This window comes from Acinetobacter equi, assembly GCF_001307195.1.
GTDB lineage: Bacteria > Pseudomonadota > Gammaproteobacteria > Pseudomonadales > Moraxellaceae > Acinetobacter > Acinetobacter equi.
The window spans coordinates 2,558,614-2,572,378 of sequence record NZ_CP012808.1 but is presented as its reverse complement, the minus strand read 5'-3'; the positions used below and the strand labels follow the sequence as shown (position 1 = coordinate 2,572,378).

Annotated in this window: 12 protein-coding genes, 1 other RNA gene and 3 pseudogenes; 10 read left to right on the top strand and 6 right to left on the bottom strand. The window is 35.3% G+C overall.

Annotation, left to right across the window (positions count from 1 at the left end):
* The first annotated feature begins 2 nt into the window (after positions 1 to 2).
* Genes AOY20_RS12190 through lpxA form a run of 8 tightly spaced genes read left to right on the top strand, consistent with a single transcriptional unit; the run spans position 3 to position 8,764 of the window.
* Complete coding sequence (locus AOY20_RS12190) at positions 3 to 827, top strand: phosphatidate cytidylyltransferase (RefSeq protein WP_054582117.1); 825 nt, start codon at positions 3 to 5, stop codon at positions 825 to 827.
* On the top strand, positions 828 to 2,015 hold the full coding sequence (ispC, locus tag AOY20_RS12185) for a 1-deoxy-D-xylulose-5-phosphate reductoisomerase (RefSeq protein WP_054582116.1): 1,188 nt from the start codon (positions 828 to 830) through the stop codon (positions 2,013 to 2,015).
* Positions 2,016 to 2,029: 14 nt separating this feature from the next.
* Positions 2,030 to 3,385 (top strand): RIP metalloprotease RseP, encoded by a 1,356-nt coding sequence (gene rseP / locus AOY20_RS12180; RefSeq protein WP_054582115.1) that lies wholly within the window; start codon positions 2,030 to 2,032, stop codon positions 3,383 to 3,385.
* Between the two features lie 38 nt (positions 3,386 to 3,423).
* Positions 3,424 to 5,883 carry an outer membrane protein assembly factor BamA gene (gene bamA / locus AOY20_RS12175; RefSeq protein ID WP_054582114.1) on the top strand — a complete coding sequence of 820 codons (2,460 nt, stop codon included), beginning with the start codon at positions 3,424 to 3,426 and terminating at the stop codon, positions 5,881 to 5,883.
* Positions 5,884 to 5,922: 39 nt separating this feature from the next.
* Entirely contained in the window at positions 5,923 to 6,414 is a 492-nt protein-coding gene (locus AOY20_RS12170) for an OmpH/Skp family outer membrane protein (RefSeq protein WP_054582113.1), read from the top strand.
* Positions 6,415 to 6,417: 3 nt separating this feature from the next.
* A complete protein-coding gene (gene lpxD, locus AOY20_RS12165) occupies positions 6,418 to 7,488 on the top strand; it encodes a UDP-3-O-(3-hydroxymyristoyl)glucosamine N-acyltransferase (protein WP_054582112.1) in 1,071 nt (356 codons plus the stop codon).
* 2 nt (positions 7,489 to 7,490) lie between these two features.
* Positions 7,491 to 7,973 carry a 3-hydroxyacyl-ACP dehydratase FabZ gene (gene fabZ / locus AOY20_RS12160; RefSeq protein ID WP_054582111.1) on the top strand — a complete coding sequence of 161 codons (483 nt, stop codon included), beginning with the start codon at positions 7,491 to 7,493 and terminating at the stop codon, positions 7,971 to 7,973.
* Positions 7,974 to 7,975: 2 nt separating this feature from the next.
* Complete coding sequence (gene lpxA, locus AOY20_RS12155; protein ID WP_054582110.1) at positions 7,976 to 8,764, top strand: acyl-ACP--UDP-N-acetylglucosamine O-acyltransferase; 789 nt, start codon at positions 7,976 to 7,978, stop codon at positions 8,762 to 8,764.
* A 47-nt stretch (positions 8,765 to 8,811) separates the two neighbouring features.
* On the opposite strand, the pseudogene AOY20_RS12150 reads toward lpxA, so the two are convergent.
* Positions 8,812 to 9,643 (bottom strand): annotated as a pseudogene (locus AOY20_RS12150) (YbgF trimerization domain-containing protein).
* Between the two features lie 278 nt (positions 9,644 to 9,921).
* On the opposite strand from AOY20_RS12150, the gene ffs reads away from it, so the two are divergent.
* An RNA gene (ffs, locus tag AOY20_RS14580) (signal recognition particle sRNA small type) lies at positions 9,922 to 10,018 on the top strand.
* Positions 10,019 to 10,047: 29 nt separating this feature from the next.
* Here the strand turns inward: ffs and AOY20_RS12145 are convergent.
* The 5 genes and pseudogenes from AOY20_RS12145 to AOY20_RS15185 all read right to left on the bottom strand — a co-directional run.
* The gene (locus tag AOY20_RS12145; RefSeq protein WP_054582109.1) at positions 10,048 to 10,662 is read right to left on the bottom strand and encodes a regulatory protein RecX; all 615 of its coding nucleotides are present in this window, start codon (positions 10,660 to 10,662) and stop codon (positions 10,048 to 10,050) included.
* 68 nt (positions 10,663 to 10,730) lie between these two features.
* A complete protein-coding gene (gene recA, locus AOY20_RS12140; RefSeq protein WP_054582108.1) occupies positions 10,731 to 11,771 on the bottom strand; it encodes a recombinase RecA in 1,041 nt (346 codons plus the stop codon).
* Positions 11,772 to 11,914: 143 nt separating this feature from the next.
* On the bottom strand, positions 11,915 to 12,355 hold the full coding sequence (locus tag AOY20_RS12135) for an RNA-binding S4 domain-containing protein (protein ID WP_054582107.1): 441 nt from the start codon (positions 12,353 to 12,355) through the stop codon (positions 11,915 to 11,917).
* Positions 12,348 to 13,022, bottom strand: a complete 675-nt coding sequence (locus AOY20_RS12130) for an HAD-IA family hydrolase (protein ID WP_054582106.1) — start codon at positions 13,020 to 13,022, stop codon at positions 12,348 to 12,350. The genes AOY20_RS12135 and AOY20_RS12130 overlap by 8 nt, the downstream gene beginning before the upstream one ends.
* Positions 13,023 to 13,289: 267 nt before the next feature.
* Positions 13,290 to 13,418: pseudogene (locus AOY20_RS15185) on the bottom strand (hypothetical protein); the annotation flags it as partial.
* Between the two features lie 70 nt (positions 13,419 to 13,488).
* Here AOY20_RS15185 and AOY20_RS14575 point away from each other — a divergent pair.
* Positions 13,489 to 13,740 (top strand): annotated as a pseudogene (locus tag AOY20_RS14575) (IS3 family transposase); the annotation flags it as partial.
* Between the last annotated feature and the right edge of the window lie 25 nt (positions 13,741 to 13,765).

Below are 13,765 nucleotides of genomic sequence, written 5' to 3'. Positions count from 1 at the left end.
ACATGTTAGAGCGGATTATTACTGCACTTGTATTGGTTGCAGTGGTGTTAAGTTGTATGTTTGCAACAACATCACCTTATCCAATGATGGTGCTAATGATTATTGCAGCGGGGGTTGCGGGTTATGAGTGGTTTAAACTCATGCCTAGAAAAAATAATAATTTACTTAAGCCTAAAGCTTGGGCATTTGGATTATTGACCATAGTGGTTTCTGTGATTGCACTTTACTATACAGATATTGCACTTTTGCTTTGGATTGCATCAATTATTTCATGGTTGTTTAGTATTCATTGGGTAAAGTCTTATCCAGAATATGACGGTTGGTATAATCCAATTCTTTATAGTGTTGGTCTAATTTTAGTTTCTGCGGCAATTACTTCAATTTTCGATGTATGGCAAAACTCACCTTGGTGGTTAATGTATTTGTTCCTACTTGTTTGGGGAGCAGATAGCGGTGCTTACTTTGTTGGTCGTAAGATTGGTAAGCGAAAATTAGCACCACATGTCAGTCCAAATAAGTCAATCGAAGGATTATTTGGTGGTGTTGCAACAGCTATTTTAATTATTGTTGTTGTTGAATCTACATATTTGGATTTAACTTTAGGGCAACACGTTTTATTTCTAATGTTATCTATTCTTACAGTATTTAGTTCTGTATTAGGTGATTTGTTAGAGTCAATGATTAAGCGTCGTGCTGGTATTAAAGATTCGGGGCGTATTTTGCCGGGTCATGGTGGTGTGCTAGATCGTATTGATTCTTTGCTTGCAGCAGCTCCAGTATTTGCTACAGGCTTATATGTTTTAAACCTCATGGGTGTAGATTTATAAATGTCTCAAACTGTTTGTATTTTAGGTGTTACAGGTTCTATTGGTCAAAGTACTTTAAAAATACTGCAACAGCATCCAGAACAATATTCATTATTTGCCGTTACTGCTTATAGTCGAATAGATGAATTGGTTGAAATTTGCAAACAGTTTAGGCCAAAAGTTGCTGTTGTTCCTTCATCTAAAGTAGATGAATTGCAAAAAAAATTACAAGCAGAAAATCTACTTGATATCGAAATTTTGCAAGATGAGGCGGGCCTAATAAAAGTTGCTTCAAGTGCGGAAGTAGATATTGTAATGGCAGCAATTGTAGGAGCAGCGGGACTGTTACCTACTTTAGCGGCTGTTAAAGCTGGTAAACGAGTTCTTTTAGCAAATAAAGAAGCATTGGTGATGTCTGGAGATATCATGATGCAAGCAGCTCATGAACATCATGCTTTATTATTGCCTGTCGATTCAGAGCACAATGCTATTTTTCAGTGTTTGCCTCAAAATTATTTTCAAGCAGAGCGCAATGGGCAGCCTAAATTAGGGGTTTCTCAGATTTTGTTAACTGCTTCTGGTGGTCCATTCCTTCATCAAAGTTTGGAGGAATTGAAAAAAGTAACACCTGCACAAGCGTGTAAACATCCAAATTGGTCGATGGGACGAAAAATTTCAGTTGATTCTGCAACCTTAATGAATAAAGGTTTGGAATTGATAGAAGCTTGCCATTTATTTGCAGTAGAAGAACAATTTGTTACAGTTGTTGTTCATCCACAAAGTATTATTCATTCTATGGTTCAATATGTGGATGGTTCAACTTTGGCTCAAATGGGTAATCCTGATATGTGTACGCCAATTGCACATGCATTAGCATGGCCAGAGCGTATTCAAACAAATGTTCCAGCATTAGATTTATTTTTGCATAACCAGCTTAATTTTACCGCACCAGATTTAATTAAATTTCCTGCGCTTAGATTGGCTAGAGAAGCGATGAGAGAAGGTGGTTTAGCTCCGGCAATTTTAAATGCTGCTAATGAAATTGCAGTCGAAGCTTTTTTAAAGGAACAGATTAGTTTTTTACAAATTCCTGAAATTGTAGAAGAGACGTTAAATCAGGTTGAAAATAAATCAGCAAATAGTTTAGAGTTGATCTTAGAAGCAGATCAGCAGTCTAGAAAGATTGCACAACAAATGTTAACCAGTTAGGGGTAGTTTTTTTAATGAGCGCATTATTTATTATTATTGCTGCTATCCTTTTACTGGGACCACTTATTGCTATTCATGAATTTGGGCACTATTTTGTAGCACGAAAACTTGGCGTAAAGGTTCTTGTATATTCAATTGGGTTTGGTCCAACACTTTTTAAATGGACATCTAAAAAATCTGGCATTCAATATCAATTAAGTGCATTACCACTTGGTGGTTATGTGCGAATGCTGGATGAGCGTGAAGGGAACGTTCCGGAAGAGGATTTGCCTTACGCATTTAATAGACAAAATCCTTGGAAACGTATTGCTATTGTAGCGGCAGGGCCATTTATTAATTTAGCATTTGCTGTATTGCTATTTTGGATATTATTTTTACCCGCACAAGAACAACTAAATACAAGAGTAGGTGCTATTATGCCAAACTCACCAGCTGCAATGTTGCAAATGCAGGTGGGCGATAAAATAACAACAATTGATCAAACGTCAGTATCAACTTGGGAAAAATTAAATTTTGCTTTAGTAGACCGAGCAGGTGAAACAGGTACCATAGTTGTTTCTGTCGATCGTAATGGGCAAGAAAAAACGTTTAATTTACCCATTCAAAATTTTCTTAATGATCAGTCTAAATCTCCTTTAGATGCACTAGGTTTTGCACCATATAGACCGGAAATTCCTGCGGTGGTGTCTAAATTGAGTGAGGATGGTGCTGCGATTCGTCAAGGCATGCAGCCAGGTGATAAAATTGTTGCCATTGATGGTCAACCAATGAAAGAATGGTTTGATGTAGTACAGGTAGTTCAGGCATCACCTGAAAAATTATTAAAAATAGAAGTAGTTCGGAATAATCAATCTGTATTGTTGGAAATCATGCCACAAGGTAAGAAAGACAATATGGGTAATGTTGTTGGTATGTTAGGGGTTCAAAGCGATCCTGGTAAAATCATTGTTCCAGATTCATTTAAACAGACAATACAGTATAATCCTGCAGAAGCATTTGTCATGGCTGTTGAAAAAACAGGGCAAATTTCTAGCATGATTTTGCATTCTATAGTAAAAATGATTCGGGGGATGATTGGTTTAGAAAATCTTTCGGGACCAATTACAATTGCAAAAGTTGCAGGTCAAAGTGCGGAGATGGGGTGGCAAACATTTTTTTCCTTTATGGCTCTTATGAGTGTAAGTCTAGGAATTTTAAATTTATTGCCAATTCCAATGCTTGATGGTGGACATTTGGTTTACTATTTTGTAGAAATAATTCGTGGTAAACCTGTTTCAGAACAAGTTCATTTGGTTGGTTTGAAAATTGGTATGGTATTGTTAGGAAGCATGATGCTTCTTGCATTATTTAACGACTTTATGCGTTTATAAAAGAACGTGGACGATATAAATTATTGGAACAAACAGGCATGCATCATAAAAACCTTTTTATGCCTTTAGCGCTTATCAGTGCTATGGCAACAGTACAACAAGTATATGCAGCAGATCAATTTATTGTACGAGATATTCAAATAGATGGGCTTGTACGACTAACACCTGATAATGTCTATGGAATGATTCCTGTTAGTGCTGGTCGTCCAGTAAATGACACGGTTATTTCTAATACTATCCGTTCTTTATACGCATCTGGATTGTTTGATGATATTAAAGTTGTTCGTGATGGGGATAATTTATTAATTACTGTGGTTGAAAGACCAGTAATTTCAAGTGTTGAGCTTAAAGGCAATAAATTAATTCCAAAAGAAGCTTTATTAGATGGCTTGAAGAAAATGGGTGTTGCAGAGGGAGAGGTTCTTAAAAAATCTACTTTGCAAACTCTGGAGTCAGAACTTGAACAGCAATACATGCAACAAGGTCGTTATGAAGCAAGCGTTAAGGTAATTCAACAAGACAAGCCAAATAACCGTGTTGATCTTATTGTTGAATTTATTGAAGGTAAAGCGGCAAAAGTTGTTGATATTAATTTAATCGGTAATACTGTTTTTAGTGATGATGATATTAAGCAAGTTTTTGCAGTAAAAGAAAGTGGTTGGAGTTCAATTGTTTCGGGCAATGATCGTTATGCTCGTGAAAAAATGGCTGCAAGTATGGAGTCATTACGTGCACTCTACTTAAACAAAGGTTATATTAATTTTGATATTGTAAATTCAAACCTTAACTTAAGTGAAGATAAGAAAAATGTTTTCATTGAAGTTGCTGTGAATGAAGGTGAGCAATTTAAATTTGGTCAATCTAAGTTTTTAGGTGATGCACTTTATAAGCCTGAAGAGCTCGAAAGCTTAAAAATTTATAATGATGGCGATATTTACTCTCAAGAAAAAGTAAGTGCCGTTAAGCAACAATTGATCCGTAAATTTGGTAATGCAGGTTATTATTACGCAGATGTAAATGTAGTCCCGCAAATTAATGATGATACAAAAATTGTTGATTTAAATTACTATATTAACCCAGGTCAACAAGTATCTGTTCGCCGTATTAACTTTAATGGTAATACGAAAACTGCTGATGAAGTTTTGCGTCGTGAAATGCGTCAAATGGAAGGTGCTTTAGCAAGCGGAGAAAAAATTGAACTTTCTAAAATCCGTTTAGAAAGAACAGGTTTCTTTAAAAATGTTGAAGTTGTTCCTGCACGTATTCCAAACTCACCAGATCAAATTGATTTAAATGTGAATGTTGAAGAACAGCATTCAGGTACAACGACTTTGGCTGTTGGTTTCTCGCAAAGTGGCGGTGTGACGTTCCAAGCAGGACTTAGTCAAACAAACTTCTTTGGTACAGGTAATAGTGTTGCGATTGATTTATCTCGTTCTCAAACACAAGACTTTTATAATTTAAGTGTAACAGATCCATATTTCACGATTGATGGTCTTCGTCGTGGTTATAATATGTACTATCGTAAAACAAAACTTTCAGATAGTTATAGTGTAAATAACTATGTTACAGATAGTTTAGGTGGTGGTTTAACATTTGGTTATCCAATTGATGAAAACCAAAGTCTAAGTTTCGGTTTGAATATTGATGAAACCAAAGTCACGACAGGTCGTTATGCATCCTATTATATTGCTGATTATTTAGAAAATCATGGCGGTCGACAGACTAAAACGGAACGAGAATGTATAAAACAAGATGCTAATGGGTGTTCAGAGTATTCAAATTATTTTGGTGCTGAATATCAAGGTAAATTCTTAACTTATAACCTTAACTTAGGTTGGAGTTATAATACTTTAAATAGACCAATGTTCCCGACAAATGGTATTTCACACCGTGTAAATGCTGAAATTGCGGTGCCTGGTAGTAAAGTTGAGTATCAAAAATTAACTTATGATGCACAAGTTTATTTCCCATTGCCAAAAGATTTCGTGTTACGTGGTTATGGTAAATTAGGTTATGGTAATGACCTCCCATTCTATAAAAACTTCTTTGCCGGTGGTTTTGGATCAGTTCGTGGTTATGAAAACAGTACCTTGGGTCCACGATATAATTCTATTCGTGATGAGGCGATGGGTATAGTCAGCGCGAATGATAGACGTGATAGTGTTGGTGGTAATACATTGGTACAATTTGGTACAGAATTGGCTATTCCATTACCATTTAAAGGTGATTGGACTCGTCAAGTTCGACCTGTGATTTTTGCAGAGGGTGCACAAGTATTCGATACACAATGTAAAAATATATCAAATACAAAGCTAGAAAATGAATGTAAGAATAATTACGAATTTGATCTAGGTAATATGCGTTATAGCGTTGGTGTTGGTTTCACTTGGATCACTATGATTGGACCATTATCTCTGAGCTATGCTTATCCACTGAATGAAAAAGATGGTGATGAGACGAAAAATATTCAATTTGAAATCGGTCGTACTTTCTAAGTACGATCTAACAATCGTTTAATAAAGGAATTCTACATAATGAAAAAGTTAGTTGCGTCATTGATTATTGGTTTAGCATTTTCTGCAGCACAGGCAGCCGATATTGGTGTTGTGGATATTGAAAAACTAGTACAAAGCAGTGCTTATTTAAAGCAACAGCAGCAAGCTTTTCAACAGTCTGTAAAACCACAGACAACTCAAATTGAACAGTTACAAAAAGATTTATCAGCTCTACAGCAAACAGCGCAAACAAATACAAAGTTGTCTGATGCTGAAAAGCAAAAGATGAGTGCTGAATTTGAAACTAAAGCGAGAAAATTAGAAACTTTACAGCAAGAAGTTCAATCTAAAGCTCAAACTTCAATGCAAGCAACTCAAAAAACTTTCGAGACACGTGTGAAAACTGTTGCAGAGCAATTGCGCCAAGAAAATAAACTAGATGCAGTTTTAAATAAAACAGCTGTATTAGCAATTGACTCAAAATATGATTTAACTGATAAAATGCTTCAAAAGGTTAATGCTATTAAATAACGAATGAAGTCTCAAAATTTTACTCTAGAACATTTAGCACAGGTTGTTCAAGGTCAATGCCTTGGACGACCTGATTCTATTTTTACAGGGCTTGCTAGCTTAGAGCAGGCAGAATCTTGTGATATTGCCTTTGTAAATGGTGAGAAGTATGTGGAACAGGCCCTACAGTCTAAAGCAGGTGCTTTGATTGTAACAGCTGAACTTCAATCACTTTTTTCTTCACAGCTGAACTTTATTATTGTTCAAAATCCATATCTTGCATTTGCAACTTTAACTCACGTATTTGAAAAAAAACATACGCAGCGAGGAATTGAAGCGACAGCTCAAATTCATCCTTCAGCAATTATATCTGAGTCGGCTTATATTGGGCATTACACTGTAATTGGTGAAAATTGTGTTGTTGGTGATCATACGATCATTAAGTCACATGTCACGATCGATGATCAGGTTGAAATTGGTAAATCGTGCTTCATTGATTCGCATGTTATGTTAACAGGCGAAGCAAAAATAGGCGATCGTGTACGTATTCATTCAAATACAGTGATTGGTGGCGAAGGTTTTGGTTTTGCTCCATATCAAGGTAAATGGCATCGAATTGTACAATTAGGATCGGTTATTATTGGGAATGATGTTCGCATTGGTTCTAATTGTAGTGTAGATCGTGGTGCTTTAGATGATACGATTTTAGAAAATGGTGTCATCATTGATAATCTTGTGCAAATTGCTCATAACGTAAAAGTGGGTGCAAATACTGCAATTGCTGCAAAATGTGGTGTTGCAGGAAGTACGACGATTGGCAAAAACTGTGTGTTAGCAGGTGGTGTTGGTGTTGTTGGACACATAAATATTGTTGATAATGTGACAATTACAGGAATGTCAATGGTGACAAATAATATTTCTGAGGCAGGAAAATATTCTTCAGGAACAGGTTTGTTAACAAATTCTCAATGGAAAAGAACAGTTGTTCGCTTGAGACAATTAGCAGATGTGCCATTGACCCAGTTAACAAAAAAAATTGATCATATGCAGTCTCAGATAGAGTCCCTTGAATCAACTTTAAAATTGCGTAAATAATTATGACCACAGAATCAAGTTTAAGCACATTCACGAAGCCAGCATTACCAATGGATATTAATGCTATTCGTGAATATTTACCGCATCGTTATCCATTTCTTCTTGTGGATCGAGTTACAGAAATTACAGACGATAGTATTATTGGCTATAAAAATGTATCGATCAATGAAGAGTTTTTTCAGGGACATTTTCCTGAATACCCAATTATGCCTGGTGTTTTAATTATTGAAGCATTGGCGCAAGTTTCGGGTATTCTTGGTTTTGTCATGAATAATGTTAAACCTCAACCCGGTACAGTTTTCTTATTTGCAGGTGCAGAGAAAGTAAGATTTAAAAAACCGGTAGTTGCTGGTGACAAATTAGTATTACAATCTGAATTAGTAATGCAAAAACGTGGCATTTACAAATATAATTGTGTTGCCTCAGTTGATGGTATTGTCGCAGCAACTGCGGAAATTATTATTTCCAAACAAAATACAGAGTGAGCATGAGCAATAACGAATTAATCCATCCTACGGCTATTATTGACTCATCTGCAGTCATTGCCCTAGATGTTAAAATTGGACCATATTGTATTATTGGGCCAAAAGTTAGCATTGGTGCAGGAACAAAGTTGCATTCACATGTAGTCGTGGGTGGTTATACTCGAATTGGTCAAAATAATGAAATTTTCCAATTTGCGAGCGTAGGTGAAGTTTGCCAAGATTTAAAATATCTTGGAGAGGAAACCTGGTTAGAAATAGGTGATCATAATACGATTCGTGAGCATTGCAGTTTACATCGTGGGACGGTTCAAGATAACTCACTAACTAAAGTGGGAAGTCATAATTTATTGATGGTAAATACGCATATTGCACATGATTGTGTAGTAGGTGATCACAATATTTTTGCAAATAATGTGGGCGTAGCAGGTCATGTTCATATTGGTGATTATGTTATCGTTGGTGGTAACTCAGGTATTCATCAATTTTGCAAAATTGATTCATATAGTATGATTGGTGGGGCATCTTTAATTCTTAAAGATGTGCCTGCATATGTGATGGTTTCTGGAAATCCAGCACATGCTTTTGCAATGAATATTGAAGGTATGCGTCGTAAGGGGTGGTCGAAGAGTGTGATTCAGGGACTACGAGAAGCGTTTAAACTGATTTATAAATCAGGTTTAACGACTGAAGAAGCTATTCAAAAAATCCGTGTAGAAATCTTACCTGAAGTTGCTGAAGCTCAGTTATTGATTGATTCTCTAGAGCAATCTAAGCGCGGTATTGTGCGTTAAGATTACTTTTTAGTTGATAAAAAAAGACACCTAAAAGGTGTCTTTTTTTATTTCTTTAAATATCCTGCTTCTTCTGAATTAGGATATTTTTTTAATAACTCAGTTTTGTATTTATTTGCCATAGTTGAATTATGATCTACATTTAATGAGATACTATAAAGACGATATAAGGCATTCGATGCTTTTGCTGAATTAGGATACTTTTCTGTTACGAATGTGAAATTTTTCTTAGCCTCAGCATAATTTGTTGGTTCTATAGCAAGATAAAATTCAGCGACCCAAAAGTATGCATTGCTAATATAAATACTGTTAGGATTGCTTTTAATAAAATTCTGCATGGGTGCTAAAGCATTCTTAGCTCCACCTTGTTTATAAGCCTCTAATGCGACTGTATATGCAGCTTTATCAAGTTCATTATGAGCAATTAGTGATGAGGGGGTGGTTTCTTTAATTGGTTGAATCTGAGTTTGTGCTGTTGCTACTGGGAGTATTATCTTGTTGATTATCCTCCTCTGATGTTGCATCTTCAGTATTTTCTGCCTCAAGTTTTTGTAGTAGTAACTCTAAGCGCTGGTCTAAATCTGTATAACGGTTATTTAATTCGTTTTTAAGTTGATTAATTTCGTAATCTTGTTCTTCTATTTTTCCACGTAAACTACGGATATCATTTTCAAGCTGTTGTGTTTTTTGGGTTAATTGCCAATTTAAATTGGTTGGAACTACATCTGCTGTCGCTGAAGTATTAGTTACAGGAATAGCGGTAGGGGAAACAAAAGTATAATTTTGATTGCTTAAACCTTTTGATTCAATGGGCACATTTGCATAAACAGAAGAAGTACATAATAAAATAAGTGTGCATAATGTGTTTTTTTTCAACATAGTGAAATATCCATTTATAACCAATTCTTTAAAAGAGGGTGTTGTTATAAGTACAATCTAAGTTAAATATTAAAAACATCTCAGACTAAAAATGCAATAAAATTTTACTTATTAGCGTATTTAATCATTAAATTAAACTATGAGATATGTGGGTGTTCATTTACATTGATATTTTTGTTTTTTTAATAAGCAAACAAACGTGAAAATAGAAAAAAATAGAGTGCGTGTATTGCAACTTGGCTAAAAATCTCTATACTCTGTTCCTGCAATGGTAGCCCTGCCGGTTACTTCGCAATTTTACTCTACAAACCCCGCCAGGACCGGAAGGTAGCAACGGTAGTAGAACTAAGATGTGCCGAAGTCTTGCTGGTAGGGTTGCCACCATATTTAAATAATAAAAAATTTCAATCATATTCATTTGGCTTTTTGCTAATTGCTTTCATAATCGCATCCATTTCAAAACCACGATACATTAAAAAGCGAATTTGCTTTGCTTTTATTTTTGGATCTTTTTCTACAGTCATTCCAAACTTTTTTACTTTTAGTTGATAAGCTTGTTCTGTCCAATCAATCTCTTTTAATTCTTCTTGAATAAGCTCTGTATCAATTTTTTTTGTTTTTAATGCCATTTTAATACGGTTAGGACCTTTTCCTTTACGTTTTTGGCTAGACAAAACAATTTCAGCAACACGTTGATCACTTTGATATTGACGTTCTGAAAGCTCTTCTACAAGCAGAAGTACTTCATCTCTGTGCTCTGCATACAATGCTAATTTTTCAATGAGTTCAGCTTTGGAGTATTCTTTTCGTGTGAGTACAGCAAAGGCATATGAGCGTAAACGAGAACCTGTTAGCCCCGTTTTTTTTGGTATTTCTTCGGAGAAGCTCAAAGCATTTTCATTGTCTACAGAATCATTTTCACTAGATGGAGAGTGTATTGTTGATGGTGGGCTAGTTTCTCCATATTCAGCTTTTAAAGCTTCATAATCGAGAAGTTTTGGAAATTTAGGGTTGGTCATAGTCTTTTACTAGAGATATGGAAAAACGCCCCTAAGGGCGTTTTTGAGTTATTTAATGTGAATTAAAATTACACATCAAGTAAATCTGGTTCAGCTTCATCATTTTCTTCAACAGGTGTGCCTACTGTTAATAAATTTTCACGGATGATTGCTTCAATGGTTTTAACCATTTCTGGGTTTTCTTCAAGATGGCGAATAGTATTGTTTTTACCTTGACCAATCTTGCTTCCCTGATATGAATACCATGCACCTGCTTTTTGGATGATTTCTTGCTGTACAGCTAAGTCAACAAGTTCACCAAGATGGTTGATACCTTTACCATATAGAATTTGGAAAACAGCTTCCTTAAATGGAGGAGCCATTTTATTTTTTACAACTTTAACACGTGTTTCTGAACCAACAATTTCATCGCCTTCTTTAACTTGACCAATACGACGAATATCTAAGCGTACAGAAGCATAGAATTTAAGTGCATTACCACCTGTTGTGGTTTCAGGGCTACCAAACATTACACCAATTTTCATACGAATTTGGTTAATGAAAATGACCATACAGTTTGAACGTTTTGCATTACCTGTAATTTTACGTAATGCTTGGCTCATTAGACGTGCTTGAAGACCCATGTGGGAATCACCCATTTCACCTTCAATTTCAGCACGTGGGGTTAAGGCAGCAACAGAATCGACAACAATAAGGTCAATTGCACCTGAACGTACAAGCATGTCGGCAATTTCTAATGCTTGTTCACCATTATCTGGTTGTGAAACAAGAAGATTGTCGATATCTACGCCAAGTTTACGGGCATATTGTGGATCTAAAGCATGTTCAGCATCAATAAAAGCACATGTTCCACCAGCTTTTTGACATTCAGCAATCGCTTGTAATGTCATTGTCGTTTTACCTGAAGATTCAGGGCCGTAAATTTCAATAATACGACCTTTAGGTAAACCACCAATACCTAAAGCGATATCTAGCGTTAATGAACCGGTAGAAACAGCTTCAACGGCTTGAACAGTATTGTCACCAAGACGCATTACTGAATTTTTACCAAATTGCTTTTCAATTTGGCTTAAGGCCGCATTTAACGCCTTGCTTTTATTTTCATCCATCTTACAACCTCAAAACGATGTCACATGATAATTAGCGGAGTGGATGCATTGACTTTAAATCTTTTCCACATTGCTATAGTGACAGAAAATTTCCTTATGTTATATAAAAATCATATTATGTGCGACATAATATGACGCTCGATTTAATCATCATGATATGCCCAAGACTGGTCAAACATTTGATCATTTTCTTGTTTAAATTTATGAATGTCACGTCGATCTTTTTTACTCGGGCGATGATCTGGACGGGCTAGATTATGCAACTTCCGCTGAGATGCAAAAGCTTCTCTACGTGCAATGCTATCGGCAGTCTCCTCATATAGCTTTTGTGCAACAGGAGCAGGGCCTCGAACATCAGAAAGTTCTTTAATCACCACCGTCTTTTTTTCAATACCTTGTTGAATAGTGAGTTCCATTCCTAGGCGAACTTCTTTTGAAACTTTAACACGATCACCATCATGGTGAACTTTACCACCTTCAATTGCATTTTTGGCAATAGAACGAGTTTTAAAAAAACGAGCAGCCCAAAGCCATTTATCAATACGCATACCCACCGCATTTTCAGGTAGATTCGATTTACGCATATTTCTTTGGTTCCTCAGTGTGTTTAAGATATGAAATTAAATCAGTCAATGTTTCTAGCATTGGATAGGAAAAAGTCAATCTAGGTGCAGTATCTGAAGATGGTTGTTGAATACTTATTAAGTGTTCAATTCCAAACTTTTTTGCCCCATTTAATACTTTTTCCGTATCATCAATAAAATAGCAATTTTTAGGATCAAAAGGGTGTTTTTGTTGTAAGATTTGCCAAAATTCTATAAATTCTTTGGCGTGTCCAATTTCTTCAGAACTTACAATAACATCAAAATACGAAGCTAAATTCATTTCTTGAAGTTTAAAACTAAGACCTGCTTTATCTGCATTTGTTGCCAACCAAATATTATAATTATTGTTTTTTAAAAATTTTAATAATTCGAGACAACCCTTCCTAAGCGAAACTTTATGTTTATATTCAAGTTGCATATTTAAAACATCTATACCCACTTTAGATGTCCAAAATTTTGAAGAATACCAATTAAGAGTATGATTATGTTCTTGATAAAAAGTAAATAAAACCTTCTTACTTTCTTCTAACGTACATTGATGAATTTCAGCATATCGAATAGGAAGTAAGGTATTCCAAATAAAATCATCATATGCGAGGTCTAAAAGTGTACCATCCATATCGAAGATAATAGTTGGCTTATTCATTTAAGTTTTCCCTATGTTCTTTAAAGTTTAACAAAGACTCTGTATAAGCCTAATATCAAGACATTCTCACTATCTTATGAGTATATTATAGCATTTAAAATATTTTCAAATTAGCAAAGTTATTTACCTTTCAAGATAAATTATGTACATAATTTTGGGTTTTTAATTAATAGCTCTTAGTGATAGTTGGTTAAAGTCTCTCTTTTTTTTCAGCACACATCAAACTAAAGCAATCACATGTCTCTGTGTTTTGCTTCTCTTCTAAGCTACGATTAATTCATTATTAATATCTATTTCAATACCTGACATGGATAATGAGTTTACTCGAATAATAAAAGTAGCTTCAGTATTACGAATTAAATGCTTATTTCAATCGAGAGTTTTATCTATATAGTCTTAAGTTGGATGTGGAAAACTGAACCGTACCGGTTTTTTCGGAGACCAACTTTCTTGAGAGAATGTCCCGATGAAAAAATCAAACTATAGCCCTGAAATTAGAGAAAGGGCTGTTCAACTAGTGATTGAATCCGAAAAAGATTATCCATCGAATTGGGCAGCAATTTCCGCAATTGCTCCTGAGCTGCATGCTGTGCAAGGGTTATACTGCTGAAACATACGTGTTTGATATGTAAAACACATGGATCAACAGGATCCTGTCAAAGTACAACAGATATACGATCAAGAAAAAATAAAACTAGTGGAACGTGAAATCAAAGAATGTCATTAGTATGCTTTAATTTTAG